27 protein-coding genes and 1 riboswitch are annotated in these 24855 nt (G+C 72.3%); of the genes, 12 read left to right on the forward strand and 15 right to left on the reverse strand.

The window, feature by feature from the left end; all coding sequences use genetic code 11:
- Positions 1 to 29: 29 nt before the first annotated feature.
- Entirely contained in the window at positions 30 to 212 is a 183-nt protein-coding gene (locus ACFC8N_RS09165) for a hypothetical protein (RefSeq protein ID WP_356020240.1), read from the reverse strand.
- 130 nt (positions 213 to 342) lie between these two features.
- Between ACFC8N_RS09165 and ACFC8N_RS09170 the strand changes: the two genes are divergently transcribed.
- The 3 genes from ACFC8N_RS09170 (at position 343) to ACFC8N_RS09180 (ending at position 3424) form a co-directional block, all read left to right on the forward strand.
- Positions 343 to 477 carry a hypothetical protein gene (locus ACFC8N_RS09170; RefSeq protein ID WP_376287626.1) on the forward strand — a complete coding sequence of 45 codons (135 nt, stop codon included), beginning with the start codon at positions 343 to 345 and terminating at the stop codon, positions 475 to 477.
- A gap of 103 nt (positions 478 to 580) precedes the next feature.
- Complete coding sequence (locus tag ACFC8N_RS09175) at positions 581 to 2725, forward strand: HelD family protein (RefSeq protein ID WP_376287628.1); 2145 nt, start codon at positions 581 to 583, stop codon at positions 2723 to 2725.
- 42 nt (positions 2726 to 2767) lie between these two features.
- The gene (locus ACFC8N_RS09180; protein ID WP_376287630.1) at positions 2768 to 3424 is read left to right on the forward strand and encodes a hypothetical protein; all 657 of its coding nucleotides are present in this window, start codon (positions 2768 to 2770) and stop codon (positions 3422 to 3424) included.
- A 21-nt stretch (positions 3425 to 3445) separates the two neighbouring features.
- On the opposite strand, the gene ACFC8N_RS09185 is transcribed toward ACFC8N_RS09180, so the two are convergent.
- Positions 3446 to 4147 (reverse strand): copper homeostasis protein CutC, encoded by a 702-nt coding sequence (locus tag ACFC8N_RS09185; protein WP_362816806.1) that lies wholly within the window; start codon positions 4145 to 4147, stop codon positions 3446 to 3448.
- A gap of 139 nt (positions 4148 to 4286) precedes the next feature.
- Here ACFC8N_RS09185 and ACFC8N_RS09190 point away from each other — a divergent pair, with 139 nt between their 5' ends.
- Positions 4287 to 4928: a hypothetical protein gene (locus ACFC8N_RS09190; protein WP_376287632.1), complete on the forward strand. Its 642-nt coding sequence runs from the start codon at positions 4287 to 4289 to the stop codon at positions 4926 to 4928.
- A gap of 52 nt (positions 4929 to 4980) precedes the next feature.
- Positions 4981 to 6060 carry a GNAT family N-acetyltransferase gene (locus tag ACFC8N_RS09195; RefSeq protein WP_376287748.1) on the forward strand — a complete coding sequence of 360 codons (1080 nt, stop codon included), beginning with the start codon at positions 4981 to 4983 and terminating at the stop codon, positions 6058 to 6060.
- Here ACFC8N_RS09195 and ACFC8N_RS09200 read toward each other — a convergent pair.
- Positions 6042 to 6323, reverse strand: coding sequence for a DUF4031 domain-containing protein (locus ACFC8N_RS09200; RefSeq protein WP_356020251.1), 282 nt, complete (start codon positions 6321 to 6323; stop codon positions 6042 to 6044). The two genes, ACFC8N_RS09195 and ACFC8N_RS09200, sit on opposite strands and share 19 nt — an antisense overlap.
- A 22-nt stretch (positions 6324 to 6345) precedes the next feature.
- Positions 6346 to 6756 (reverse strand): hypothetical protein, encoded by a 411-nt coding sequence (locus tag ACFC8N_RS09205; RefSeq protein WP_362816813.1) that lies wholly within the window; start codon positions 6754 to 6756, stop codon positions 6346 to 6348.
- Between the two features lie 56 nt (positions 6757 to 6812).
- Here ACFC8N_RS09205 and ACFC8N_RS09210 point away from each other — a divergent pair, with 56 nt between their 5' ends.
- Genes ACFC8N_RS09210 through ACFC8N_RS09225 form a run of 4 tightly spaced genes read left to right on the forward strand, consistent with a single transcriptional unit; the run spans position 6813 to position 10452 of the window.
- Entirely contained in the window at positions 6813 to 7718 is a 906-nt protein-coding gene (locus tag ACFC8N_RS09210) for a MurR/RpiR family transcriptional regulator (protein WP_356020255.1), read from the forward strand.
- Positions 7719 to 7760: 42 nt separating this feature from the next.
- The gene (gene murQ / locus ACFC8N_RS09215; RefSeq protein WP_356020257.1) at positions 7761 to 8684 is read left to right on the forward strand and encodes an N-acetylmuramic acid 6-phosphate etherase; all 924 of its coding nucleotides are present in this window, start codon (positions 7761 to 7763) and stop codon (positions 8682 to 8684) included.
- A gap of 16 nt (positions 8685 to 8700) precedes the next feature.
- Positions 8701 to 10119: a PTS transporter subunit EIIC gene (locus ACFC8N_RS09220; RefSeq protein ID WP_376287635.1), complete on the forward strand. Its 1419-nt coding sequence runs from the start codon at positions 8701 to 8703 to the stop codon at positions 10117 to 10119.
- Between the two features lie 30 nt (positions 10120 to 10149).
- Positions 10150 to 10452, forward strand: a complete 303-nt coding sequence (locus ACFC8N_RS09225) for a hypothetical protein (protein WP_362816817.1) — start codon at positions 10150 to 10152, stop codon at positions 10450 to 10452.
- A gap of 25 nt (positions 10453 to 10477) precedes the next feature.
- On the opposite strand, the gene ACFC8N_RS09230 is transcribed toward ACFC8N_RS09225, so the two are convergent.
- Together ACFC8N_RS09230 and ACFC8N_RS09235 are read right to left on the reverse strand one after the other, a co-directional pair.
- Positions 10478 to 11128, reverse strand: a complete 651-nt coding sequence (locus tag ACFC8N_RS09230; protein ID WP_356020264.1) for a class I SAM-dependent methyltransferase — start codon at positions 11126 to 11128, stop codon at positions 10478 to 10480.
- Positions 11125 to 11283 carry a hypothetical protein gene (locus tag ACFC8N_RS09235; RefSeq protein WP_376287756.1) on the reverse strand — a complete coding sequence of 53 codons (159 nt, stop codon included), beginning with the start codon at positions 11281 to 11283 and terminating at the stop codon, positions 11125 to 11127. Before ACFC8N_RS09235 ends, ACFC8N_RS09230 begins: the two co-directional genes overlap by 4 nt.
- A 333-nt stretch (positions 11284 to 11616) precedes the next feature.
- Here ACFC8N_RS09235 and ACFC8N_RS09240 point away from each other — a divergent pair, with 333 nt between their 5' ends.
- On the forward strand, positions 11617 to 12189 hold the full coding sequence (locus tag ACFC8N_RS09240) for a hypothetical protein (protein WP_356020267.1): 573 nt from the start codon (positions 11617 to 11619) through the stop codon (positions 12187 to 12189).
- On the opposite strand, the gene ACFC8N_RS09245 is transcribed toward ACFC8N_RS09240, so the two are convergent.
- The 6 genes from ACFC8N_RS09245 to thrC all read right to left on the reverse strand — a co-directional run bounded on the left by ACFC8N_RS09245 (position 12184) and on the right by thrC (position 19288).
- The gene (locus ACFC8N_RS09245) at positions 12184 to 13710 is read right to left on the reverse strand and encodes a carboxylesterase/lipase family protein (protein WP_376287637.1); all 1527 of its coding nucleotides are present in this window, start codon (positions 13708 to 13710) and stop codon (positions 12184 to 12186) included. The two genes, ACFC8N_RS09240 and ACFC8N_RS09245, sit on opposite strands and share 6 nt — an antisense overlap.
- 87 nt (positions 13711 to 13797) lie before the next feature.
- On the reverse strand, positions 13798 to 14925 hold the full coding sequence (locus tag ACFC8N_RS09250; RefSeq protein ID WP_356020272.1) for an NADH:flavin oxidoreductase: 1128 nt from the start codon (positions 14923 to 14925) through the stop codon (positions 13798 to 13800).
- Between the two features lie 228 nt (positions 14926 to 15153).
- Complete coding sequence (gene groL / locus ACFC8N_RS09255) at positions 15154 to 16776, reverse strand: chaperonin GroEL (protein WP_356020274.1); 1623 nt, start codon at positions 16774 to 16776, stop codon at positions 15154 to 15156.
- Positions 16777 to 17097: 321 nt separating this feature from the next.
- Positions 17098 to 17301, reverse strand: coding sequence for a cold-shock protein (locus ACFC8N_RS09260; protein ID WP_004929928.1), 204 nt, complete (start codon positions 17299 to 17301; stop codon positions 17098 to 17100).
- A 431-nt stretch (positions 17302 to 17732) separates the two neighbouring features.
- Positions 17733 to 18008 carry a MoaD/ThiS family protein gene (locus tag ACFC8N_RS09265; RefSeq protein ID WP_356020276.1) on the reverse strand — a complete coding sequence of 92 codons (276 nt, stop codon included), beginning with the start codon at positions 18006 to 18008 and terminating at the stop codon, positions 17733 to 17735.
- A complete protein-coding gene (gene thrC / locus ACFC8N_RS09270; protein WP_356020278.1) occupies positions 18005 to 19288 on the reverse strand; it encodes a threonine synthase in 1284 nt (427 codons plus the stop codon). Before thrC ends, ACFC8N_RS09265 begins: the two co-directional genes overlap by 4 nt.
- Positions 19289 to 19305: 17 nt before the next feature.
- A riboswitch (SAM riboswitch) is annotated at positions 19306 to 19453 on the reverse strand.
- A gap of 184 nt (positions 19454 to 19637) precedes the next feature.
- Here thrC and ACFC8N_RS09275 point away from each other — a divergent pair.
- Both ACFC8N_RS09275 and ACFC8N_RS09280 read left to right on the forward strand, forming a co-directional pair.
- The gene (locus ACFC8N_RS09275; protein ID WP_356020607.1) at positions 19638 to 20582 is read left to right on the forward strand and encodes a glucosyl-3-phosphoglycerate synthase; all 945 of its coding nucleotides are present in this window, start codon (positions 19638 to 19640) and stop codon (positions 20580 to 20582) included.
- A gap of 82 nt (positions 20583 to 20664) precedes the next feature.
- Positions 20665 to 22104, forward strand: a complete 1440-nt coding sequence (locus tag ACFC8N_RS09280; RefSeq protein ID WP_376287640.1) for a trehalose-6-phosphate synthase — start codon at positions 20665 to 20667, stop codon at positions 22102 to 22104.
- Here the strand turns inward: ACFC8N_RS09280 and otsB are convergent.
- The 3 genes from otsB to ACFC8N_RS09295 all read right to left on the reverse strand — a co-directional run bounded on the left by otsB (position 22092) and on the right by ACFC8N_RS09295 (position 24765).
- Entirely contained in the window at positions 22092 to 22955 is an 864-nt protein-coding gene (gene otsB, locus ACFC8N_RS09285; protein ID WP_376287642.1) for a trehalose-phosphatase, read from the reverse strand. The genes ACFC8N_RS09280 and otsB overlap by 13 nt on opposite strands.
- A gap of 315 nt (positions 22956 to 23270) precedes the next feature.
- A complete protein-coding gene (locus ACFC8N_RS09290; RefSeq protein WP_356020285.1) occupies positions 23271 to 23495 on the reverse strand; it encodes a DUF3263 domain-containing protein in 225 nt (74 codons plus the stop codon).
- Positions 23496 to 23511: 16 nt separating this feature from the next.
- On the reverse strand, positions 23512 to 24765 hold the full coding sequence (locus ACFC8N_RS09295; protein WP_376287644.1) for an extracellular solute-binding protein: 1254 nt from the start codon (positions 24763 to 24765) through the stop codon (positions 23512 to 23514).
- Between the last annotated feature and the right edge of the window lie 90 nt (positions 24766 to 24855).

Consider the following 24855-nt stretch of genomic DNA (forward strand, 5'->3'; position numbering starts at 1 on the left):
GCGACGGCGCGCCGGCGGGTTCGGGGCCGTCACCGACGGCGTATGCCCGCTTCCTCGCCGTACTCGCCAAGGATGATCACGTTGAAGGCGGCCTCCGCGAACACCTTGAGGGCGCGCAGGGCGTTGCCGAGCGGGTGGTGGTGGGGGCCGTCCGTCGCCGTGGCACCCGACGGGGGCCGGGCGGGGGCCGGAGAGATGCTTGCTGCGCTCATGTCTCCATGGTGGCTCCGCGGACACCTGACCCGCATCGGTCTCCAGGGCCAGTTATGGGCGGCTCGGACTAGACCTCCGGGTGGACCTCGCCCCCTACTCCAAGGGGGACGGGTCCCCTAGGGTGCCGCGATGCGTCTGCCGGACCGGGAGTACCTGAATCTGCACGAGCCCGGCGGCGTGCGGGCGTTGCTGGACGAGGCCCTGGCGCGTGGGCTGTTCCCGGCGGCGGAAATTCATTGGCGCTCGTCTCCCCGCCCCGACTAAAATCCCCTCTCTTGCCCGCCTCCCCTCAGCGGAGTGCCGCCGCCCGGTCGGTAACCGTGCGGCATCGTCGTAGCCACCCAGCAGGTCTACCGGAGGCACCCCCTTGTCCACGCCCGCCCAAGAGCCGCTCGACGCCCCGTCCGCCGCCCCGGCCGACGACCCGCTCGCCCGGGAGCGCGCCCATCTGACGTCCTCCCGTGCCGCGCTGCGCGCCATGCGCGAGGACGTGGAGGCGCTGGACATCAAGGACGTCGCCGCGAACTGGGTCAACGCCCAGGTGCTGGCCCGCCAGATCGACGACCGGATCAAGGCGCTGGCCGACCTGAGCGACACCCCGCTGTTCTTCGGCCGGCTGAACTACCTCCACGCGCCGGGCGCGGACCGGGCCGAGGGCGCGGAGGAATCAAAAAAGAGGCGCGAAGCGCCTTCCTTGCAAGGGCGGCGGTGGGAGACGGGCGGGCAGTTCTACATCGGGCGCCGGCATGTGCACGACCACGACGGTGACCCCATGGTCATCGACTGGCGCGCACCGGTCTCGCAGCCGTTCTACCGCGCCTCCAAGAAGGACCCGATGGACGTCGGGCTGCGCCGCCGCTTCGGCTACACCGGCGGCGAGCTCACGGCGTACGAGGACGAGCACCTGTCCGACCCCGAGGAGAGCGCGAAGACCAGCAAGCTCCTCCAGCAGGAGATCGAGCGGCCGCGCGTCGGCCCCATGCGGGACATCGTGGCCACCATCCAGCCCGAGCAGGACGAGATCGTCCGCTCCGGGCTGGGCGGCACCGTCTGCGTCCAGGGCGGGCCCGGTACCGGAAAGACCGCCGTCGGCCTGCACCGGGTCGCCTACCTCCTCTACGCCCACCGGGAGCGGCTGGCCCGCACCGGCACCCTCGTCATCGGGCCAAACAAGTCCTTCCTGCACTACATCGAGCAGGTGCTGCCCGCGCTGGGCGAGCTGGCGGTGCAGCAGGCCACCGTGGACGACCTGGTGGCGCACGTGGAGGTGCGCGGCGCGGACGAGGCGGCGGCGGCCGTGATCAAGGGCGACGCCCGGATGGCCGAGGTGCTGCGCCGGGCGCTGTACGCGCACGTGAGCATGCCGACGGAACCGGTCGTGGTGGTGCGCGGCTCACGTCGCTGGCGCGTACCGGCGTACGAACTGGAAGACGTCGTACGGGAGTTGCTGGAGCGCGACATCCGGTACGGCGCCGCCCGCGAGGCGCTGCCGCAGCGGATCGCGCACGCGGTGCTGGTGCAGATGGAGCGGGCCGGTGAGGCGCCGGACGACCGGGTGCAGGACGCGGTGGCCCGCAACAGTGCGGTCAAGGCGGCGGTGAAGGCTCTCTGGCCGGTGGTCGACCCGGCGAAGCTCGTGCTGCGCCTGCTGACGGACGCGGACTTCCTCGCCGAGCACGCCGAGGGGATCCTCGACGAGGACGAGCAGAAGACGATCCTGTGGGACAGGCCGGTGCGCAGCGTGAAGTCGGCCAGGTGGTCTCCGGCCGACGCGGTGCTGGTCGACGAGACGGCCGACCTGATCCAGCGCACCCACTCGCTCGGCCATGTCGTGCTGGACGAGGCGCAGGACCTGTCCCCGATGCAGTACCGCTCGGTGGGCCGCCGCTGCACCACCGGCAGCGCGACCGTCCTCGGCGACCTGGCCCAGGGCACCACCCCGTGGGCGACCCGGAGTTGGGACGAGGCGCTGGCCCACCTCGGCAAGCGCGAGGGCGTGATCGAGGAGCTGACGGCCGGTTTCCGTGTGCCGACGGACGTCATCGCGTACGCCTCCCGGCTCCTGCCGCACATCGCGCCCGGCCTCACCCCGGTCGCCTCGGTCCGTGAGAACCCCGGTTTCTTCGAGGTCCGCGCGATCACGGACACCGCCGAAGTCGTCGCCGCGTGCGAGGAGTTGCTGGGCAACGAGGGCTCGACGGGCCTGATCGCGGCCGACGCCCGGATCCCGGCCCTGGCCGAGGCCCTGACGGCGGCGGGGATCACGTATCTCGCCCCCGGCGAGGAGACCACCCGCGAGACCCGCCTCACCCTGGTCCCGGCCTCCCTCGCCAAGGGCCTGGAGTACGACTACGTCGCCCTGGACGAGCCCCAGGCCGTGGTGGACGGCGAGCCGGACGAACGGACGGGCCTGCGGCGGCTGTACGTGGCGCTCACGCGAGCGGTGTCCGGGCTGATCGTGACGCACGCTGCACCGGTGCCTGCGCAACTCGCCGAGAGGAACGGTGAGTAGGGTTCTGCTCCGTTCCGCCACGTCCCCATGGAAAGGCCTCCGTTGAGCACACCGCCGTCCCCGCATCCCGGTTACCCGCAGGCGCCGGGTCCGTACCAGCAGCAGCCGGGTGCGTATCCGCAGCAGCCGGGTCCGTACCAGCAGGCTCCCGGGCCCTACGCGCAGGCGCCCGGGGCGTACCAGCAGCCCGCCCCCGGGCCGTACCAGCCCCAGCAGGCGCCCGGCGGCTACGGCCAGCCCCAGGCGCCGTACCAGCAGGGACCCGGCGGCTACGGCCAGCAGGCTCCCTACCAGCAGGCGCCCGCCGGACCCGGCTGCGACGTGTGCGGGGCCGGGCCGGCCACGCGGGTGACGATCCGCGGCCACCAGGGCTTCCTGATCGTGATGCGGAACCTGTGGCGGAAGGGCACCTTCTGCCAGACCTGCGCGCTCGCCGTGTTCCGCAAGATGCAGTCGGACACGATGGTGCAGGGCTGGTGGGGCCCGATGTCGGTGATCATCACGCCCATCACGCTGCTGATCAACCTCTTCGCCCTGTCCAAGATCCGCAAGCTCCCCGCCCCGGTGGCCCCCATGGGCCCCGGCCTGGACCCGGGCAGCCCGGTCCTGCGCCGCCCGGCGGGAATGTTCGGCCTGCTCCCGCTGAGCGGCTTCGTGCTCGTGTTCCTGTTCGTCCTGGTCGCGCTCGCGACCGCGTGACACCGGTGGGCGGGGCAGGTCCTACTCCCCGTCCACCGCCGTCCGCCATTCCCGCACAGCCTCCTCGGAAACGGGCCCGGCCCAACCCGCGGAGCGAGCCGCGCCGCCGATGTGGAACGCGTCGATCCCCGCGTTCCGCAGCGGGCGGACATGCTCCAGGCGCAGCCCGCCGCCGACCAGGACCGTCTGGTCGTACCCGGGCTCGCCGCGGCGTCCCGCCTCCGCGACCAGCGTCGCCAGTCCCTCGTCCACGCCGCCGGCGGCGCCCGCCGTGAGGTAGGTGTCCAGGCCGGGCAGGTCGGCGAGCTGTTTGCGCAGGGCGTCGCGGTCGGCGGCGCGGTCGATCGCCCGGTGGAAGGTCCAGGCGCAGCCGTCCAGGGCGGCGACCACCCGCTCCACCGCGGCCAGGTCCACCGCGCCGTCCGCGTCGAGGAAGCCGAGCACGAACTGGTCGGCGCCGGCCGCCCGCATCTCGCCCGCCGCCCGGACCAGAGCGGCGACGTCCTCGGCGGTTCCCGCCGCGAACCCGTCCGACAGCCTCAGCATCACGCGCAGGTCGATGTCGACGGCGGCCCGGATCCCGGCGACGGTGGCGGGCGCGGGGGTGAGCCCGTCGGCCGCCATCTCGGTGACCAGCTCCAGGCGATCCGCGCCTCCCGCCTGGGCGGCGACCGCGTCCGCCACGTCGAGCGCGATCACCTCCAGGACTGCACGCTTGCTCATGGCACCCCATTCATCGCGGCTACAGGTCCAGGTATCCAAGTACGGCTCTAGAGGTCTAGTCCAATCCAAAGGGTACGCCCTGCCCCACCCCGTGGCCGACCGCACCGGCGACGAGCCACCCGCACGCCACAATGGGCCCATGGCCGACCTCGACGCCCTGCGCCCCCGCTTCGCCCGCGCCCTGGAAGCCGCCCGCGCCCCCGGCGGCCCCGACCCCGCGCCGTACGCCGACAACCTGCTCGTCCGCTGGCAGGAGCCGCAGCGCCGGTACCACACGGTGACCCACCTGACGGCGGTGCTCGACCACGTCGACGTCCTCGCGGACCACGCCGCCGACCCCGACGTCGTACGGCTGGCCGCCTGGTTCCACGACGCCGTCTACCTGCCCGAGCGCTCCGAGAACGAGGAGCGCTCGGCGCGGCTCGCCGAGCGCGCGCTCCCGGAGGCGGGGGTGTCACCGGGGAAGACCGCCGAGGTGGCCCGGCTGGTCCGGCTCACCGTCACGCACGACCCGGCCGGCGACGACCGCGACGGCCAGGTGCTGTGCGACGCGGACCTCGCGATCCTGGCCGCGCCCCCGTCGGCGTACGCCGTCTACGCCGCCGAGGTGCGCGAGGAGTACCACTTCGTGCCGAACGACGCCTTCCGGGAGGGCCGCTGCGCGATCCTGCGCCAACTCCTCGCACTGCCACGGCTGTTCCACACCCCGTACGGCCGCGCGCACTGGGAGGCCACCGCCCGCTACAACCTCGGATCCGAGCTGGAATTGCTGTCGACCTGAGCCGACGCTCCCGCTTACAGTGCGCCCCATGCGAACGATCAGCGGGGATGATGTGAAGCGAGCCGTAGCGAGCTGCACGGCGGCGCTGCGGCAGGCGGCGGACCGGGACTGGACGGCCGTCAAGGCGGGCCGGGTGGAGTGGAGTTGCCACGCCACCGCGTTCCACATCGCCGAGGACTGCCTGGGCTACGCCGGCAACCTCGCCGGACGCGCCCGGGACGCGTACGTCCCCTTCGAGATCACCCTCGAAGAGGGCACCGACAACACCGGCCTGCTGCACGTGATCGAGACGACCGGCGCACTGCTCGCCGCCACCGTCGACACCGCCCCGCCCGGCGTGCGCGCCTTCCACCCCTACCCGTTCCGCAGCGCCGACCGCGAGGGCTTCGCGGCGATGGGCATCGCCGAGGTGCTGCTGCACACCCACGACATCGCCGAGGGCCTCGGACTCCCCTACGCACCGGACGAGGACCTGGCCGAATCCGTGCTGACCTGCATCTTCCCGCAGGTCCAGCCCGGCCCCGCGCCCTGGCCGACCCTGCTGTGGGCCACCGGGCGGGGCGAGCTGCCCGGCCGCGCCCCGGTCACCGACTGGCGCTGGCACAACAACCTGGTCGTCCCGGCCGAGCGGTTCGACCTGGTCGGCATCCGCCCGGCCGCCGCCCGCGACCTGCGCCTCGGCGGCGACGGCGGCTTCGACTGGATCGAGGGCGGCCCCTACGAGGGCACCCGGGACGCTTCCGGCTTCCTGGTGAAGGCGTACGAAGCGGGCACGCACCGGCCGGAGTTCGGGGTCTTCGCCCTCGTCCGGCACGAGGACGGCCGCGCCATCGGCGGCATGGGCTTCCACGGCGCTCCGAACGAGGAGGGCTGGGTCGAGGTCGGCTACGACCTCGCCGAGGGCGCCCGGGGACACGGCTACGCCACCGAGGCGCTGCGCACCCTGACCGAGCGGGCGCTGGCCCGGGACGACGTCTCGATGGTCGTCGCGACCATCGAGCACACCAACATCCCCTCGCAGCGGGTGGTCTCCCGGGCCGGCTTCACCCGGGCCACGCCGGAGGAGGAGCGGACCGCCCGGACCGAGCACGGCATGGAGGAGGGGCTCGGGCTCTACCTCCGCCGCGCCTGATCCCCCCTGCGCTTACGCCGTCGCAGCCCCGAGGCGTGCAGCAGCCGCACCACCGTGCGGCTGCTGACCTCCACCGCCCCCGCCGCCACCACGTCCGCGTACCGGCGCTCCGGGACGTCGTAGTGGTCGCCGTCGAAGGCGCGGTGGGGGATGTCCAACTTCGCGGCGAACGCGTGCAGTTCGTCGTACGACACATCGCTGACCAGATGCGACCACAGGCGCCCGTGCCCGGGCCAGACGGGCGGGTCGATGTAGAGGGTCACAGGGTCACCGGCGCCTCACGCCTCACGACGAGGCCGCCGGGCCGGCGGCCGAGCCCAGGGAGCCGACCGCCGCGACCTTCACGCCCGCCTTGTGGCAGACCCAGTGCGGATCGGGGCCCAGCTCGGGCTCCACGTCGAGGGCGTGCGGATCGCCCGAGCCGCACACCGGGCACAGCGGCCAGCGGCCGTACCGCTCCAGCAGCGCGTCCTGTACGTCCTGCGCGACCAGCCCCGCGACGAAGGCCGCCCCGTCCGGCCACTGCTCGACCCACCAGCGCCGCTCCGCCACGGAGTCCTCGACCAGCGAGACCACGTCCGCGTGCGCGACCTCGCCCGCGACCAGATCGGCCAGCACCCGCGCGCGGGCGGCGTGCAGGGCCTGTTCGAGGGGGGTGACGGGACGGGCCGGGTGGGCGGGATCGACGGGGTCCATGGAACCCATTGTGCGCACTCTTGACCACCACACCGAACCGAAAATATCTTTCATATGTGACCCAGGACGTGAAGGAAAGTTTCGGCAGTCCGGGCGGATCCCTCGCCGCGAAGGTGCGCACCCTCGCCCCTTCCATGACCCGGTCCATGCACCGCGTCGCCGAGGCCGTCGCGAACGACCCGGCCGGCTGCGCCGCCCTCACGGTCACCGGCCTCGCCGAACTGACCGGCACCAGCGAGGCCACGGTCGTGCGCACCGCCCGCCTGCTCGGCTACCCGGGATACCGGGACCTGCGGCTCGCCCTCGCCGGGCTGGCCGCGCAGCAGCAGTCGGGCCGGGCACCGGCCATCACGACCGACATCGCGGTGGACGACCCCATCGCCGACGTCGTCACCAAGCTGGCCTACGAGGAGCAGCAGACCCTCGCCGACACCGCCGCCGGGCTCGACACCGCCCAGCTCGGCGCCGCCGTCACCGCGCTGGCGGGCGCCCGCCGCACGGACGTGTACGGCATCGGCGCCTCCGGCCTCGTCGCCCAGGACCTCACCCAGAAGCTCCTGCGCATCGGCCTCATAGCCCACGCCCACAGCGATCCGCATCTCGCCGTGACCAACGCGGTGCAGCTCCGCCCGGGCGACGTGGCGATCGCGATCACCCACTCCGGCTCGACGGGGGACGTCATCGAGCCGCTGCGGGTCGCGTTCGAACACGGGGCGGCGACCGTCGCGATCACCGGCCGGCCCGACTCGCCGGTCACCCAGTACGCCGACCACGTACTGACCACGTCCACCTCACGGGAGAGCGAGCTGCGCCCCGCCGCGATGTCCTCGCGGACGAGTCAACTGCTCGTGGTGGACTGCCTGTTCGTGGGTGTGGCCCAGCGGACGTACGAGACGGCGGCGCCCGCGCTGGCCGCGTCGTACGAGGCGCTGGCTCACCGGCATCGCACCAACCCCAGGTGAGTAACCGCACGCGATCCCGAACCTGAGAGAGCCGCTCCCCTCATGACCTCCCATGACCTGCGCAGCCAGCTGGCCTCCCTGACCACCGAGGCCTTCCGCCCCGAACTCGCCGACATCGACCGCCTGCCCACCCCCGACCTCGCCCGCCTGATGAACGGCGAGGACGCCGCCGTGCCCACGGCCGTCGCCCGACGCCTCCCGGAGATCTCCGCCGCCATCGACGCCGTCGCCGCACGGATGGCGCGCGGCGGCCGGCTGATCTACGCCGGCGCCGGTACGGCGGGCCGCCTCGGCGTCCTGGACGCCTCCGAGTGCCCGCCCACCTTCAACACCGACCCCGCCCAGGTCGTCGGCCTGATCGCGGGCGGCCCCACGGCCATGGTCACCTCGGTGGAGGGCGCCGAGGACTCCACGGAGCTGGCCCGCCAGGACCTGGACGCGCTGAAGCTCACGCCCGATGACACCGTTGTCGGCATCTCCGCCTCCGGCCGCACCCCCTACGCGATCGGCGCCGTCGCACACGCCCGCGCGCAGGGCGCCCTGACCATCGGTCTGGCCTGCAACGAGCACAGCGCGCTCGCGGCCGCCGCCGAGCACGGCATCGAGGTCGTCGTCGGACCGGAACTGATCACCGGCTCGACCCGCCTGAAGGCCGGCACGGCCCAGAAACTCGTCCTGAACATGCTGTCGACGATCACGATGATCCGGCTCGGCAAGACGTACGGGAACCTGATGGTCGACGTCCGGGCCTCCAACGACAAGCTCCGGGCCCGCTCCCGCCGCATCGTCTCCCTCGCCACCGGCGCGGGGGACGACGAGATCGAGCGGGCGCTCGCCGAGTCCGGCGGCGAGGTGAAGAACGCCATCCTGGCCCTCCTCGCCGGCGTCGACGGCCCCACGGCCGCCCGCCTTCTGGAGGAGTCCGGCGGCCATCTGCGTGCCGCGCTGGCGCACGCGCCCCGCTGACCCGCACGCTCGGGGCGTGCGCATCGACCCCGCCTCCACCGCGACCGCCGTCCTCAACCTGGTCGGCGGCCCGGCCAACGTCACCTCCGTGACCCACTGCATGACCCGCCTCCGGCTGGCCCTCGCCGACCCGACGGCGCTGGACGAGGCGGGCCTGCGGGCGGTCCCGGAGGTGCTGGGCCTGGTCTGCGACGGCCCGCACTGCCAGGTCGTGCTCGGGCCCGGGGTGGTCGAGGAGGTCACGGAGGCGGTGGCAGGGGCGGTGGCGGAGGCGGCGGCGGCACGGGCCGCGGAGGGGGGAGCGGAGCCTTCCGACGGCCGCTCGAAGCAGGGGAGTTCGCAGCAAGGGAGTTCAGAGCAGGAGACGGGCGTCAGGACCGCCCTGCGCCGGGTGGCGAACGTCTTCGTCCCCCTCATCCCCGCCCTGATCGGCTGCGGCATCCTCTCCGGACTCAACGGCCTTCTCCTGAACGCCGGCCGGCTCTCCTCCCTCTCCCCCGCCCTGTCCGCCATCGCCTCCGCCTTCCTGGCGCTGATCGCGGTGTTCGTCGGCATCAACACGGCGCGGGAGTTCGGCGGCACCCCGGTGCTCGGCGGTGCCGTCGCGGCCGTCGTCGTGTACCCGGGCGTGGCGAAGGTGACGGTGTTCGGGGCCCACCTGTCCCCCGGCCAGGGCGGCGTGCTCGGCGCCCTCGCCGCCGCGCTCCTGGCCACCCGCGTGGAGAAGTGGGTACGGGGCCGGGTGCCGGGCGCTCTGGACGTCCTGCTCACGCCGACGGTCACCGTGCTCGTCTCCGGTCTCGTGACGCTGTACGGCCTGATGTACGCGGCCGGTGCGGTGGCGACGGCGATCGGCACCGCGGCGAACTGGCTCCTGACCACGGCCGGCGCGGCGGCGGGCCTGGTGCTGGGCGGCCTGTTCCTCCCCCTGGTGATGCTGGGCCTGCACCAGGCCCTGATCCCCATCCACACCACCCTCATCTCCCAACAGGGCTACACGGTCCTCCTCCCCCTCCTCTCCATGGCGGGCGCGGGCCAGGTGGGCGCGTCGCTCGCGGTGTACGTCCGCCTGCGCCACGACGGCGAACTGCGGACGACGATCCGCTCGGCCCTCCCGGCCGGCCTGCTGGGCGTGGGCGAGCCCCTGATCTACGGCGTGTGCCTGCCGCTGGGCCGCCCCTTCCTGACGGCCTGCGCGGGCGGGGCCGCGGGCGGGGCGTTCGTCGGCTTCTTCGCGATGCTCGGCACCACGGTGGGCGCGACCGCGATCGGCCCGTCGGGCTGGGCCCTGTTCCCGCTGCTGACGGGCAACAGGGGCGCGGGCGCGGCCGCCGCCGTCTACGCGGGCGGCCTGCTCACCGGCTACGTGGTGGGCTTCGCGGCGACGTACCTCTTCGGCCTTCCGCGCGCCCCCCGGCCGAGCGCCGCCACGTGACGCACGGCGGTGGCCGCTCGTTGCCTCAGCATGACGACGATGAAGCTCCTCGCCACGGCCGCCCTCACCGCCGCCTCCGCCGCCGCGCTGGCCGCCCCCGCCCACGCCGACACCCTGGCCGGCACGGGCACCACGCCCACCGCCAAGGCCGCCCACGACAACGCGCAGTGGACGATCTCCGACACCGCGAAGTGCGCCGACACCCTCGCCGTGGTCCCCGTCCTCAAGGAGGTCTCGCCGCTGCAGGTGCGCGAGAACACCACCGCGTGCGGCGAGGGCAGCCTGATCCGCCCCGGCCACCGGGGCCACCAGGGCCCGCACGGCAACCGCTGAGGGCCTCAGGAGGGCTCGTCGGGCCTTACGGTGCGCGCCACACGAGCGTGTAACGCCAGAAGAGCCGGCGGCGGAGCCGGACCCCGGGAAGGATCCGCCGGGCCTCACGACCGATCTCGGCGAAGGTCATCTCCGGATCCCGGACAGGGGCGGTCATGGAAACGGGCCGGTGCGACGCGACCCGCCCCCGGTTCTTCACCCAGCCGATGAGCGGGTTGAGCGCTACGGCTGCCAGCCCGACCGCGTGGTCCAGAGCCCCTTCCGCCCGCGCACAGCCGACCACGACCAGGGTGCCACCGCTCGCCAACTCCTCCCGGAACCGGACGAGGCTCTCGGCGAGGGGGAGGTGATGGAGTACGGCGACGCAGGTGATGACGTCGTAGGGTCCCGGGGGAAGCTGATCGGGCACCTCGGCGAGTGTGTAGGCGACGGGGGCGTCGGCGGGAGTGGCCTCCCGCGCCCGCTCCAGGATCCCGGCGTCGGCATCGACTCCGACGACCGCCTCCGCCCGCCGCCCGGCCAGCCGCCGCACCAGTTCCCCACTGCCGCACCCCACGTCCAGGGCCCGCCCGGCCCCGCGGGGCAACTGCCGCAGCAGCCAGCGGTGATAGCGGGCGTTGTGGTCCCAGGGGTGGGCGGCGTTGAAGCCGTGCAGTGCCTCGATCAGTCTGCTCAACGACTGCGCCTCTCCCGGTTCACCTGCCGCACCTTGACCCGCAGTTCCTCACCGACGGACATCGCCTTGAGCACGTCCGCCGGCCGCTCGGCGGTACGGACATTGCAGCGCCCCGGATCGACCGACGCAAACGGCTCGTCACGCGCGCCGGTCACCGGACTCGACGTTCGCGCGCGGCGACGTACCGCAGCCGGAGCCGCCACCGGAGGACCGGGCCCGTCCTGTCCCTCTCCGCCGCCGACTGTGCGGAACTCGCCCCGCTGGTGGCGGAGTGGTTCGCCCGGGGGACCACCGACGAGGCCGTACTCCACACCCTGACCGCCGGCCTGCCTCCTCATCGACCGCGACAACCAGACCCTCACCTGTCTTCAGCGAGCCGACAAGGCCGCTATCAGCAGTCGCTCTCGTACCCTTGGGGATCCCCGGTGGACCCGCCCCTGTCGGCTTCACACTGGACACCCAGGAACTCAAGGACTACGCGGACTGACATGAACCACGCCCAGCTCACCGCCCTCGGACGGGCCCTGCGGCTCGTCGGGGAGCACGGGGAGGCGCTCGGCGCCGACACCCCGGACTCCCGGCTGCACGAGATCAAGGCCGATCTGCGCCGAGCGCTCGATCTGCTGGACGAGAGTGTCGCCGCCGGCGCGCCCGCCACCCGGTGTCCCGAGCATCCGCAGGGCCCCGTGGACGAGAGCGCCCCCGACCTGTGCCTGCTGTGCGAGACCCGGCGCCGGGCCGCACGCCGGTCGGAGTATCACGGCGGCGGCAGGACCGAAGCCGCGGCCGCGGCCACCGCGCCCTCCCGCTACGGCGTCCGCGCCGACCGGCCGCAGCCGCAGCAGCGCTGGCTGCCGGAGGCGTGGAACGGCCAGGAGTGGCAATTGTGCGGCACGCCCCGGCGGGACAAGCGCGAGGCCGAGGCGTATCTCGCCGCCCAGCGCCGCTCGTCCCGGCCCGCCATGGCGTACCGGCTCGTGCACGAGTTCACCGACTACGAGGTGCTCCGCGTGTGGGGCACCCCCGTGCGCGTCGACATCGAGCCGCTGGGGAACCTATAGCAGCGGCAACGCGCCGAACGCGTACCCCTCCCAGATCCGCCTGCTCGCCTCCTCCGGGTACGGCGCCACCCGCTGTTCCGCGTCCAGGACCTGGACCAGGCGGGAGCGGGGGTCGTAGGCCGGCCAGCCCGGGTCGCCGGTGCGGGCGAAGGCCGTCCAGGCGCGCTGGACGAAGGCCGACAGCCGCTCCGCCTCCGGTGTGGGTCTGCCGCCGGGAAAGAGGAGGGCGCCCAGGTCGGCGCCGAACGTGCCGAAGAGCAGCGGGATGTCCAGGCCGTGGCAGGCGCCCAGCGCGCCCGCGGAGTCGGGGGCCGGCCAGGTCAGTTCGTAGACGTGGGCGCGGCCGCCGCCCGTCCGCTGGGCCTCCGCCAGCCGCAGGCTCGGCTGCCCGAACAGCCAGTCCGTCTGGACCCGTTCGAAGAGCTGCTCCGCGCCCCACTCCGGGAAGGCCGAGCGGTACGCCGCCTCGCCCGCTTCCCCGCCCGGTGCGTACAGCCGCAGGGTCCGGGCCGCCAGGTCGTCCGTGATCTTGCCGGACATGCCGGCCATGACCAGGAAGAGGCGGTACTCGTCGCGGTTGTGGCCGACCAGGAGGTCCACGTCCCGCGCCGCGCCCGACGAGAGCGCCTCCCAGGGAGTCGTGGGCAGGACGTCGCCGTCCACCACCGGCGCGAAGGGCACCGAGGTCGGTGCCGCCCGGCCCCAGCGGTCGGTGTACGCCGGCATCTCGATGCCCAGGGTCTGGCCCGCCCGGGTCAGCTCGCGGGGGTCCGTCGCGGCGAGGTCGGCCGCCGTGGGGGTGCGGCCGGCCCGCGCCGCCAGGGACCCGGCGATGTCGCGGGCGAGGTCCGCGGAGAAGAACGTGCCCGGCACGCTCTGGGCGACGGCGCGGCGGAACAGGCCCCGGGCTCTCGGCATGGACAGAAGCGAGGCGACGGAGCCCGCGCCGGCCGATTCGCCGAAGACGGTGACCTGGGAGGGGTCGCCGCCGAACGCCGTGATGTTCTCCTGGACCCACTCCAGGGCCGCCACCTGGTCCAGCAGGCCCCGGTTCGCGGGGGCGTCGGCCCAGAGGGCGAAACCCTCCATGCCCACGCGGTAGTTGAAGGTGACGAGCACCGCGTCGCCCGTGCGGGCGAGCTGCTGGGCGTCGTAGCCCGGCTGGCCGCTGAAGCCGAGTTTGAACGCACCGCCGTAGATCCACACCAGCACCGGACGGGCGGCGGACGGATCCGGGTCCGGGGTCCAGACGTTCAGCGTCAGCCAGTCGTCGCCCTCCGGCTGCCGGGGCTGGGCCGTGCGGCCGAGGAAGCCGGACTCCTGCGGGGGCGGCGGGCCGAACGCGTACGCCTCCCGGGTGCCCTCCCAGGGGTGGGGCCGGCGCGGTGCCCGGAAGCGGTCCGGGCCGACCGGGGGCGCGGCGAAGGGAATGCCCCGGAACACCGACAGCCCCTGCTCGCGCAGCCCGCGCACCGCCCCGGAGGCGGTGCGCACCACGGGCCCGGACTCGCTCTTCGTCATCGCTCGCTCCCCTGACGTCGGTCTCACCGGTCGTCAGGGGAACGTGCGGCGACGATCACAAGTGCCCGAACGGAGCGACGGACGGCGTCAGCTGAGGGTCTTCAGCGACGCGGCGTCGTACGGCTTCAGCTCGTCGAAGCGGTCGGCGAGCACCTTGGCCGCCCACTCCGGGTCCTGGAGCAGCGCACGGCCGACGGCGACCATGTCGAACTCCTCGGCCTCCAGCCGGTCGAGGAGGTCGTCGATGCTCTTGGTCCCGGAGCCCTCGCCCTGGAACGCCTTGATGAACTCGCCGTCGAGGCCGACCGAGCCGACGCTGATGACCTGCTTGCCGGTGATCTTCTTCGTCCAGCCGGCCAGGTTCAGGTCCGAGCCGTCGAACTCCGGCACCCAGTAGCGGCGGGTGGAGGCGTGGAAGACGTCGACGCCGGCCGCCGCCAGCGGGGTCAGGATGGCCTCCAGCTCCTCGGGGGTCTCGGCGAGGCGGGCCGTGTAGTCCTGCTGCTTCCACTGCGAGTAGCGGAAGATGACCGGGAACTCGGGGGAGACGGCCGCGCGGACCGCCGCCACGATCTCCGCGGAGAACTTCGCACGGGCCACCGGGTCGCCGCCGTAGGCGTCGGTACGGCGGTTGGTGCCCTCCCACAGGAACTGGTCCAGGAGGTAGCCGTGGGCGCCGTGCAGCTCCACGCCGTCGAAGCCGATGCGCTCGGCGTCGGCCGCCGCCCGGGCGAACGCGGCGATCACGTCGTCGAGGTCCTGCTGGGTCATCGCCCGGCCGGTGGCCTCGGCGCCCGCGGTGACCAGGCCGGAGGGGCCCATCGCGGGGGCCTCCGGGAAGGGGGCCTCGCCGTCCTTGCGGACCATGCCGATGTGCCACAGCTGCGGGACGATGGTGCCGCCCGCCGCGTGCACGTCCTCGGCGACCTTCGCCCAGCCCGCCAGCTGCTCCTCGCCGTGGAAGCGCGGCACGCGGTCGCTCTGGCCCGCCGAGTCGTGGCCCACGTAGGTGCCCTCGGTGACGATCAGGCCGACTCCGGCGGCGGCACGGCGGGAGTAGTACGAGCGCACGTCCTCGCCGGGTACGCCGCCCGGGGAGAACATCCGGGTCATCGGCGCCATCGCGATCCGGTTCGGCACGGTGAGGCCGTTGAGGGTGATCGGGCGGGACAGGATCTGGGCCGCGCGGGAGGCGGGGGTCGTCGTGGCGGTCACGTAGGGGCTCCTCGGGGGGCAGCGGAGTTAACCGGTCGGTATGTGAGCACGCATTGTTGCAGCTCCTTAAGTAAACGGCCTGTGCGCGGGCCCGCATTCCGGTCCGCGATCCGCGCTTGTGTGATCCAGGACACGTCCTGGTGCCGCCTCCGGAAACGCCCGAGGGCGGCACCCCCAGCCGGAAGCTGGAAGTGCCGCCCTCGGAGAAGGACAGGTGATCCGGACGGATCAGAAGTCCATGTCACCGCCCGGCATGCCGCCCGGAGCGGCCGCGGCGGCCTTCTCCGGCTTGTCGGCGATGACGGCCTCGGTGGTGAGGAACAGCGCGGCGATGGAGGCCGCGTTCTGCAGCGCGGAACGCGTCACCTTCGCCGGGTCGATGATGCCCTCGGCGATCATGTCGACGTATTCGCCCGTGGCGGCGTTCAGACCGTGGCCGACGGCCAGGTTGCGCACCTTCTCCACGACGACGCCGCCCTCAAGGCCACCGTTGGCGGCGATCTGCTTCAGCGGGGCCTCCAGCGCGAGCTTCACGGCGTTGGCGCCGGTCGCCTCGTCACCCTCCAGGTCCAGCTTCTCGAAGACCGAGGAGGCCTGCAGCAGGGCCACGCCACCACCGGCGACGATGCCCTCCTCGACGGCCGCCTTGGCGTTGCGCACGGCGTCCTCGATGCGGTGCTTGCGCTCCTTGAGCTCCACCTCGGTGGCGGCACCGGCCTTGATGACCGCGACGCCGCCCGCGAGCTTGGCCAGGCGCTCCTGGAGCTTCTCGCGGTCGTAGTCCGAGTCGCTGTTCTCGATCTCGGCGCGGATCTGGTTCACGCGGCCGCCCACCTGCTCCGAGGAGCCGGCGCCGTCCACGATGGTGGTCTCGTCCTTGGTGATGACGACCTTGCGGGCGCGGCCCAGGAGGTCCAGGGTCGCGTTCTCCAGCTTGAGGCCGACCTCCTCGGAGATGACCTCGCCGCCCGTGAGAATGGCGATGTCGCCGAGCATGGCCTTGCGGCGGTCGCCGAAGCCCGGGGCCTTGACGGCGACGGACTTGAAGGTGCCGCGGATCTTGTTGACGACCAGGGTCGACAGGGCCTCGCCCTCGACGTCCTCGGCGATGATCAGCAGCGGCTTGCCCGACTGCATGACCTTCTCCAGGAGCGGGAGCAGGTCCTTGACCGAGGAGATCTTGGAGTTGGCGATGAGGATGTACGGGTCCTCCAGCGCCGCCTCCATGCGCTCCATGTCGGTCGCGAAGTAGGCCGAGATGTAGCCCTTGTCGAAGCGCATGCCCTCGGTGAGCTCAAGCTCCAGACCGAAGGTGTTGCTCTCCTCGACGGTGATGACGCCTTCCTTGCCGACCTTGTCCATGGCCTCGGCGATGAGCTCGCCGATCTGGGTGTCGGCGGCGGAGATGGACGCGGTGGAGGCGATCTGCTCCTTGGTCTCGACGTCCTTCGCCTGCTCCAGCAGGGCGGCGGAGACGGCCTCGACGGCCTTCTCGATACCGCGCTTCAGGGCCATCGGGTTGGCACCGGCGGCGACGTTGCGCAGGCCTTCCTTGACCAGGGCCTGGGCGAGCACGGTCGCGGTGGTCGTACCGTCACCGGCGACGTCGTCCGTCTTCTTGGCGACTTCCTTGACCAGCTCGGCGCCGATCTTCTCGTACGGGTCCTCGAGCTCGATCTCCTTGGCGATGGAGACACCATCGTTGGTGATCGTGGGGGCGCCCCACTTCTTCTCGAGGACGACGTTGCGGCCCTTGGGGCCGAGCGTCACCTTGACGGCGTCCGCGAGCTGGTTCATGCCGCGCTCGAGGCCGCGCCGCGCCTCCTCGTCGAACGCGATGATCTTGGCCATGTGAAGTGGTCCCTCCAGGACTGGGGGTGATTCCTTCGGACCGCGCCCGCGCCCGCGACGGACGGCTCGCCGGCCTGTGGTTCCTTGCCCCACGTGGCCTGCGGGCCTCACCGACCCGGTCCTTCTTTGTCACTCTCACCTTCAGAGTGCTAACGCCAATGATTAGCACTCGCCCCTGTCGAGTGCAAGCGCCTTCGGGGGGTCGGGGCGCGCGCTCAGCCGCCCGCGAACAGAGGATCCGGGCGCGGCGGTACGGGGCAGCCGGGCACGGCGAAGGGCCCGCACCCCTCGCGAGGTGCAGGCCCTTCGGACAAGAAACGTTCAGGCGCTGAGGCGAACCATGTCGGCCTGCGGGCCCTTCTGGCCCTGCGAGATCTCGAACTCCACCCGCTGCCCCTCTTCCAGGGTGCGGTAGCCGTCCATCTGAATGGCGCTGTAATGGACGAAGACGTCCGCACCACCGTCGACCGCGATGAAGCCGTACCCCTTCTCCGCGTTGAACCACTTGACGGTGCCCTGAGCCATGCCTAACTCCCCTATTACTGGCCCTTGCACAGATCCACACTTCGCGGACCCGGGTCAGACCTCACCCCCCATCGGTCGGGGGCGTGCGCCGGAACGCGTCGACCGCGGCTGAATGTATCTGTCCAACTGCCGTCTGCAACAGGTCAATCGGACGAGAAATCTGGACGACGACGGTCCGGAATCTGCCTAAAATACGGCCGAATTCAGGGCAAGTCGGGCCGTACAAAGTGGAACAAAAGCCGCAGAAAGCCCGCATAGTTTGGCTACTTCTTATCGGGCTCGCGGTGCGAAATCCCGAACCGCGACCTTCAGGTCCGGAACGCGTTCCCCAACTGTACCGCGCTCAATCACACTGAATGGCCCCCTCCGTTTCTCTCACGGGGGAGGCCATTCGATGAACAATCGGTAACCGAGATTACCGACGGTAATGATCAGCCGCCGGCGACCGCCGGAATGATGGAGACGCCCGCGCCGTCGGGGGTCGCGGTCTCCAAGCCCTGCTCGAAGCGCACGTCGTCGTCGTTGACGTACACGTTCACGAACCGGCGCAGCTTGCCCTGGTCGTCCAGGACGCGGGCGGCGATACCGGTGTGGTTCTTCTCCAGGTCCTCGATCACCTGGGCGAGGGTCGCGCCCTCGGCGGCGACCTCGGCCCGACCGCCGGTGTAGGTGCGCAGGATGGTGGGGATGCGAACGGTCACGCTCATGCGAGGCCAGCCTCTCGGAAGGAGTCCAGGGTCGGACGGATGGTGGCGGTGAGACCCGTGCCGGCCACCGCGTCGAGGGTCTTCAGGCCGTCGCCGGTGTTGAGGACGACCGTGGTCTTCGCCGGGTCCAGGACGCCGGCCTTGACCAGCTTGCGGGTGACGCCGACCGTCACACCGCCCGCCGTCTCGGCGAAGATGCCCTCGGTGCGGGCCAGCAGCTTGATCGCGTCGACGACTTCCTCGTCCGTCACGTCCTCCACCGCGCCGCCGGTGCGGCGGGCGATGTCCAGCACGTACGGCCCGTCGGCCGGATTGCCGATGGCGAGGGACTTGGCGATGGTGTTCGGCTTCTGGGGGCGGACCACGTCGTGCCCGGCCTTGTACGCCGTCGACACCGGCGAGCAGCCCTCGGCCTGCGCACCGAAGATCTTGTACGGCCTGTCCTCGACCAGCCCGAGCTTGATGAGCTCCTGGAGACCCTTGTCGATCTTCGTCAGCTGGGAGCCGGAGGCGATCGGGATCACGATCTGGTCCGGCAGCCGCCAGCCGAGCTGCTCGCAGATCTCGTACGCCAGCGTCTTGGAGCCCTCGGCGTAGTACGGCCGCAGGTTGACGTTGACGAAGCCCCAGCCCTCGCCGGCCGGGTCGCCGATCAGCTCGGAGCAGAAGCGGTTCACGTCGTCGTAGTTGCCCTCGATGCCGACGAGCTCGCCGCCGTAGACCGCGGCCATGACGACCTTGCCCTGCTCCAGGTCGTGCGGGATGAACACGCAGGAGCGGAAGCCGGCGCGGGCGGCGGCGGCGCCGACGGCACCGGCCAGGTTGCCCGTGGAGGAGCAGGACAGGGTGGTGAAGCCGAAGGCGCGGGCGGCCTCCAGGGCCTGGGCGACGACGCGGTCCTTGAAGGAGTGCGTCGGGTTGCCGGAGTCGTCCTTGACGAACAGGCCGCCGGTGACGCCCAGTTCACGCGCGAGGTTGTCGGCCTTGACGAGCTTGGTCCAGCCGGGGTTGATGTTCGGCTTGTCCGCCACGTCGGCCGGGACGGGCAGCAGGGGGGCGTACCGCCAGATGTTCGCGGGGCCGGCCTCGATGCGGGCCCGCAGTTCCTCGGTGTCGTAGGCCGAGAAGTCGTAGGCGATCTCCAGCGGGCCGAAACACTCCTCGCACGCGAAGACCGGGCCGAGCGGGACACGGTGACCGCACTCGCGACAGCTCAGGGCCGCGGCCGGACCGAGGTCGACGGGGGAGGTGGAGGTGCTTGCAACTGTCTGCACAGCCATGGAGGCGAGGCCCTTTCTCCTCATCTTCCTCACGACGCATCTCGCCGTGAGACGGATTTGGCACCTTCCCTAGCCGGGAGCCTCGCCACGTCAACGTGACAAGAACCGACTGGAGGGTTGCCGGGGCTTCATCGGGCCGTGTCCCTCTGCCCCTCTGGATGAGCGGTATGCGGTTGTATGAGCAGTTGTACGCACGAGTCGTGCGCGCCCGCGCCCCCCGACATGCGATGGTCACCGGCGTTGTTCAAGACTGTAACCGAAGGCCAGGACAGTTGAGATAGTCGTCCGAACCGCGAGATGGATCACACAGTCACCACCTGTGATCACGAACAGTGAGGAGCCGCAGAGCGTGCTGGAAGAAGTAGAGCGCTGGCTGGCCACCCGCTCCTGGTCCGTGACCGATCGCCCGCTCCAGCGGATACTGGCCGCCAAGCAGCGCACGGGACAGACGATCAGCGTCGTGCTGCCCGCGCTCGACGAGGAGGAGACCGTCGGCGACATCGTCGCGGTCATCCGCCGCGAGCTGATGGAGCGGGTCCCGCTCGTCGACGAGCTCGTCGTCGTCGACTCCGGCTCCACCGACCGCACCTCCGAGGTCGCCGCCGCCGCGGGCGCCCGGGTCGTCCACCGTGACGCGATCCTGCCGCGCATCCCGGCCGTTCCCGGCAAGGGCGAGGTCCTGTGGCGCTCGCTCCTCGTGACCCGCGGCGACATCATCTGCTTCGTCGACGCGGACCTGCGCGAGTTCTCCGCCGACTTCGTCTCCGGCATCGTCGGCCCGCTCCTCACCGACCCCGGGATCTCGCTGGTGAAGGCCATGTACGACCGCCCGCTCGCCGGTGCCGCCGGGCAGGGCGGCCGGGTCACCGAGCTGATGGCCCGCCCGCTGCTCAACATGCACTGGCCGCAGTTGGCCGGCTTCGTGCAGCCGCTGGGCGGCGAGTACGCGGCCCGGCGCGGCCTGCTGGAACAGCTCCCCTTCCCCGTCGGCTACGGCGTGGAGCTGGGCATGCTGGTGGACGCGCTGCACCTGGTGGGCCTGGACGCCCTCGCCCAGGTGGACGTCGGGGTCCGCAAGCACCGGCACCAGGACGGGCAGGCGCTCGGCCGGATGGCCGCCGCGATCTACCGCACCGCCCAGCTCCGGCTGGCCCGGGGCCATCTGATCCGCCCCGCCCTGACCCAGTTCGAGCGGGACGAGGACGGCTTCGCGCCCCGGACGTACTCCGTGGACACGGAGGAACGGCCGCCGATGACGGAGATCGCGGAGTACGCCGAGCGCCGGGTGGCGTGACTTCGCCGGACTTCGTATACGGGCGGGGCGTCGTGCGTGGCCGTACGTTTGAGCGTTTCCGGGCCGGGCTAGGTTGAGGACCATGGCTTCCACGCACGGTGCCGAGGTGTTGGTCGCGTCCAATCGCGGCCCGGTTTCGTACACGCTCGACGCGGACGGCGAGGGCGGTTCGCTGCGGGCCAGGCGGGGCGGCGGGGGGCTGGTCTCGGGGCTGTCGGCCATCGGCCCGGACGCCCGTGCCGTATGGGTGTGCGCGGCGCTCGGCGACGGCGACCGGGAGGCCGTACGGCGGGCGGGCGGCGGGCTGCTGCCGGCCGAGGACACCGGCGGGCAGCGGGTGCGGATGCTGGACGTCGACCCGGCCGTGCACGCCGACGCGTACAACGGCATCGCGAACTCCGTGCTCTGGTTCGTCCACCACATGCTGTACCAGACCCCGCTGGAACCGGTCTTCGACGCGGAGTTCCACCGGCAGTGGGCGTCGTACGAGGCCTACAACCGCGCGTTCGCCGAGGCGCTGGCCGAGGAGGCCGCCGAGGGGGCGGCCGTGCTGGTGCAGGACTACCACCTGTGCCTCGCGCCCGGCATGCTCCGCGCGCTCCGCCCCGACCTGCGCATCGGCCACTTCTCGCACACCCCCTGGGCCCCGCCGGACTACTTCCGCCTGCTGCCCGACGACATCGCCGCCGCGCTGCTGCACGGCATGCTGGGCGCGGACCGGACGGCCTTCCTGACCCGGCGCTGGGCGGACGCGTTCACGGCGTGCTGCACGGCGGTGCTGGGTCCGGACAGCCTCTCGGGTACGGCGATCGGGGTGCACGGGCTCGGCGCGGACGCGGACTTCCTGCGCGAGCGGGCGCACCGGCCGGACGTGACCGAACGGATGGCCGCGCTGCGGGCGGAGATCGGCGCGGGGCGCAGGACCATCGTGCGCGTCGACCGCACCGAGCTGTCCAAGAACATCGTGCGCGGGCTGCTGGCGTACCGGCAGCTGCTGGACGACCACCCCGAGTGGCGCGAGAACGTCGTCCACGTGGCGTTCGCGTACCCGTCCCGGCAGGACCTCGCGGTGTACCGGGACTACACGGCCGAGGTGCGGCGGGTCGCGGACGACATCAACTCCCGCTACGGGACGCCCGGATGGACCCCGGTCGTGCTCCACGTCAAGGACGACTTCGCGCGCTCGCTGGCCGCGTACCGCCTCGCCGACGTGGCTCTGGTCAACCCGATCCGGGACGGCATGAACCTGGTCGCCAAGGAGGTGCCGGTGCTCTCCGAGGAGGGCTGCGCGCTGGTGCTGTCGCGGGAGGCCGGGGCGTACGAGGAGCTGCGCGCGGACGCGTTCACGGTGAACCCCTACGACGTGCTGGAGACCGCGCGCGCCCTGCACGAGGCGCTGTCGCTGCGGCCGGAGGAGCGGGCGGAGCGCGCCAAGAGACTGGCGGCGGCGGCCACCGCGCTGCCTCCGGCCCAGTGGTTCATGGACCAGCTGCGGGCGCTGGAGGAGCTTCAGCCCGGCTGATCGGCACCCGGCTGATCGGAGCCCAGCTGGTCGGCGAGGGCGCGCAGCAGGTGTACGACACCGGCGGGGCCGTCGACGACCATGTCGGCCCGCTCCGCCAGTTCCGTGACCTCCGTGCTGCCGCTGCACACCAGCAGGCCGGGGACGCCGTCGGCGCGGAGGCGTTCGACGGTGGCGTAGGCGGGCAGGTCGCCGAGGTCGTCGCCGGCGTAGAGGACCGGGCCGGCGCCGGTCCTGCGGACGTGCTCGGCGAGGGCGACGCCCTTGTCCATGCCGGGCGGGCGCAGTTCCAGGACCAGGCGGCCGGGTTCGACGACCAGGCCGTGGCGGGCGGCGAGGTCGGTGAGGGGGGCGCGCAGGGCCTCGAAGGCGGACTCCGGGTCGGTGGCGCGGCGGGTGTGCACGGCGACGGCCCGCCCCTTCTCCTCGATCCAGGTGCCGGGCCAGGCACCGGCGCGGTCCAGGACGCCGGGCAGCTCGGCGCGGACGGCGGCGACGCCGGGGTGCGGGGCGGGGGCGGTGACCGTGCCGGTGACGGCGTCCCAGCGTTCGGCGCCGTAGTGGCCGAGGACGGTGAGGTGGTCCAGTCCCGGGACACCGGCGAAGCCGCCGTAGCGGACGGCGACGCCGGCGGGGCGGCCGGTGATCACGGCGATGGAGGCGACCTTGGGGGCGAGCCGGGCGAGGGCCGGTACGGCGTCGGGGTGGGCGCGGGCCTGCTCGGGGTCGGCGACGATGGGGGCGAGGGTGCCGTCGAAGTCGAGACCGACGATCGCGGTGCGCGGCTTCGCGAGCAGAGCGGCGAGTCCGTCCCGGCCGAGCTGGGTCTGCGGGGTCGGCAGAGGGTCCATGGACCGACACTATCCAGCTCGGCCCGCCCTCACTCCTGGGACTCGGCCCCAGACCCCGCCACGGGCTCCGTCCCTGGCCCCCGCCTCGCCCACCCTCCCCCACGCTCGGCTGCGCTCGCGCGGGGGGACCCCCATCCCGACTCGGTCGGCCGGAAAGGCACCCCGCCTCGCCCACCCGCCGAGCCTGCCAGGACCGCACGCGACCGCGGGTCCGTCGTGACTGGTCGCGCCCACGCGGCGGCAGCCGCATGTCAGACACAGCCCCACGCCCCTCACCTCTCGGCCGACCGAGTCCGGCGGGTGGGTGGGCAGAAGTCAGCGGGACGAGCGGTGCTGGTCGCGGACTCGGCGCAGGCGGTTGACCGTCACCGGGTCGTGGGCCAGGGCGCGCTCGTCGTCCAGGAGGGCGTTCAGGAGTTGGTAGTAGCGGACCGGGGCCAGGTCGAGTTCCTCGCGGATGGCCCGTTCCTTAGCGCCGGGGCCGGCGAAGCTCCGGCGCTCCAGGGCGAGGATCGACTTTTCCCGGGTGCCCAGTTCCATGGAGTCACCGTAGCGCTCAGTTCTTGGCGCTGCTGTCCGCCGCCGTGGCCGTCGCCTGGAGCCGGGTGAGGACGCCGGAGGGGTCGCCGTTGGGGGCGACGGCCTGGCCGATGTTCTGCTTCACGGCCGCGGCGACCGCCGCCCAGGACGTCTTGCCGACCGGGTACAGCTCGGAGGTGGGCAGCTGCTCCAGGAAGGGGTGCAGGGCCTTGTCGGGGGCGGCGTCCGACTCGCTCATCGCCGTCGAGGCGGAGCCCGTGACCGGCAGCAGCCCGTAGTCGCGGGAGAAGGCCAGGACGTTCTTCTCGTTGTACACGAAGTTCAGGAAGTCGCCGATCCGGTCGCGGTGGCCGTTCTGCTTGAACGCCATCATCCAGTCGGCCACGCCCATCGCGGCCCGCGGCTTACCGGTGCGCCCCGGCATCGGCACCATCCCGAACTGCACGCCCTTCTGCTGTGCCTGCTGGATCAGCGTGGGGTGCCCGTTGAGCATGCCGACCTGGCCGTTCGCGAACGCGGCGAAGGCGTCCGCGCGGTTGAGCCTGCCGGGCGCGACCGGCCCCGTCAGGCCCTTGCCGACCAGGTCGTCCTTGAGCCAGGTGAAGGTGTCCACGTTCTGCGCGGAGTCGATGGTGTAGGTGCCGACGTCGTCGGTGTAGCCGTTGCCGCCGTTCTCGGAGCCGGACCCGCTCAGCAGCCACTGCATCGTCTCCGCCTGCGCCTCCTCGGGCCCGAGCGGCAGCGCGACCGGGTACGTCACGCCCTTGTCCTTGAGCGCCTTGGCGTCCGAGGCCAGCTCGTCCCAGGTGGTGGGCGGGGTGGTGATGCCGGCCTTGGCGAAGAGGGTCTTGTTGTAGAAGAGCACGCGCGTGGAGGCCCCGAAGGGGATGCCGTACTGCGTGTGGTTCCACTGCCCCGCGTCGGAGAGCTGGGAGAGGAAGTCGGCCTGCGTGCGGATGGAGAGCAGGTCGGAGGCCGGGTAGAGCTTGCCGGCGGCGGCGTAGTCGGCGTAGGCGCCGATCTGGGCGAGATCGGGAGCGTGGCCGTCGGCCACCATCGCCTTCACCTTGGCGTCGACGTCGTTCCAGGAGTAGACGCTGACCTCGACCTTCACCCCGGAGTGCTGGGCCTCGTACGCCTGGACAACGCTGTCCCAGTACTTCTTGGAGCTGTTCGCGGGGGAGTCTCCGTAGTCGGCGGCGACGAGTCTCAGGGTCACGCCGGACGAACCCGTGCTCCCGCAGCCCCCCAAGAGCACTGTCATGCCCATGGCAGACACTACCGCGACCGTTCCTGCCGTACCCCGACGCACCCTCAACGCCCCAACCCTGCCGTCTGACCGTTCAATATATGGACACAT

The organism is Streptomyces sp. NPDC055966 (genome assembly GCF_042269865.1).
Taxonomy (GTDB): Bacteria; Actinomycetota; Actinomycetes; order Streptomycetales; family Streptomycetaceae; genus Streptomyces.

Bases quoted from the DNA above. Each gene is read 5' to 3' on its own strand.
- ACFC8N_RS09165 (WP_356020240.1), bottom strand. From the start codon at position 212: ATGAGCGCAGCAAGCATCTCTCCGGCCCCCGCCCGGCCCCCGTCGGGT.
- ACFC8N_RS09170 (WP_376287626.1), top strand. From the start codon at position 343: ATGCGTCTGCCGGACCGGGAGTACCTGAATCTGCACGAGCCCGGCGGC.
- ACFC8N_RS09185 (WP_362816806.1), bottom strand. From the start codon at position 4,147: ATGAGCAAGCGTGCAGTCCTGGAGGTGATCGCGCTCGACGTGGCGGAC.
- ACFC8N_RS09190 (WP_376287632.1), top strand. From the start codon at position 4,287: ATGGCCGACCTCGACGCCCTGCGCCCCCGCTTCGCCCGCGCCCTGGAA.
- ACFC8N_RS09205 (WP_362816813.1), bottom strand. From the start codon at position 6,756: ATGGACCCCGTCGATCCCGCCCACCCGGCCCGTCCCGTCACCCCCCTC.
- murQ (WP_356020257.1), top strand. From the start codon at position 7,761: ATGACCTCCCATGACCTGCGCAGCCAGCTGGCCTCCCTGACCACCGAG.
- ACFC8N_RS09225 (WP_362816817.1), top strand. From the start codon at position 10,150: ATGACGACGATGAAGCTCCTCGCCACGGCCGCCCTCACCGCCGCCTCC.
- ACFC8N_RS09240 (WP_356020267.1), top strand. From the start codon at position 11,617: ATGAACCACGCCCAGCTCACCGCCCTCGGACGGGCCCTGCGGCTCGTC.
- ACFC8N_RS09245 (WP_376287637.1), bottom strand. From the start codon at position 13,710: ATGACGAAGAGCGAGTCCGGGCCCGTGGTGCGCACCGCCTCCGGGGCG.
- groL (WP_356020274.1), bottom strand. From the start codon at position 16,776: ATGGCCAAGATCATCGCGTTCGACGAGGAGGCGCGGCGCGGCCTCGAG.
- ACFC8N_RS09260 (WP_004929928.1), bottom strand. From the start codon at position 17,301: ATGGCTCAGGGCACCGTCAAGTGGTTCAACGCGGAGAAGGGGTACGGC.
- ACFC8N_RS09265 (WP_356020276.1), bottom strand. From the start codon at position 18,008: ATGAGCGTGACCGTTCGCATCCCCACCATCCTGCGCACCTACACCGGC.
- thrC (WP_356020278.1), bottom strand. From the start codon at position 19,288: ATGGCTGTGCAGACAGTTGCAAGCACCTCCACCTCCCCCGTCGACCTC.
- ACFC8N_RS09280 (WP_376287640.1), top strand. From the start codon at position 20,665: ATGGCTTCCACGCACGGTGCCGAGGTGTTGGTCGCGTCCAATCGCGGC.
- otsB (WP_376287642.1), bottom strand. From the start codon at position 22,955: ATGGACCCTCTGCCGACCCCGCAGACCCAGCTCGGCCGGGACGGACTC.
- ACFC8N_RS09290 (WP_356020285.1), bottom strand. From the start codon at position 23,495: ATGGAACTGGGCACCCGGGAAAAGTCGATCCTCGCCCTGGAGCGCCGG.
- ACFC8N_RS09295 (WP_376287644.1), bottom strand. From the start codon at position 24,765: ATGGGCATGACAGTGCTCTTGGGGGGCTGCGGGAGCACGGGTTCGTCC.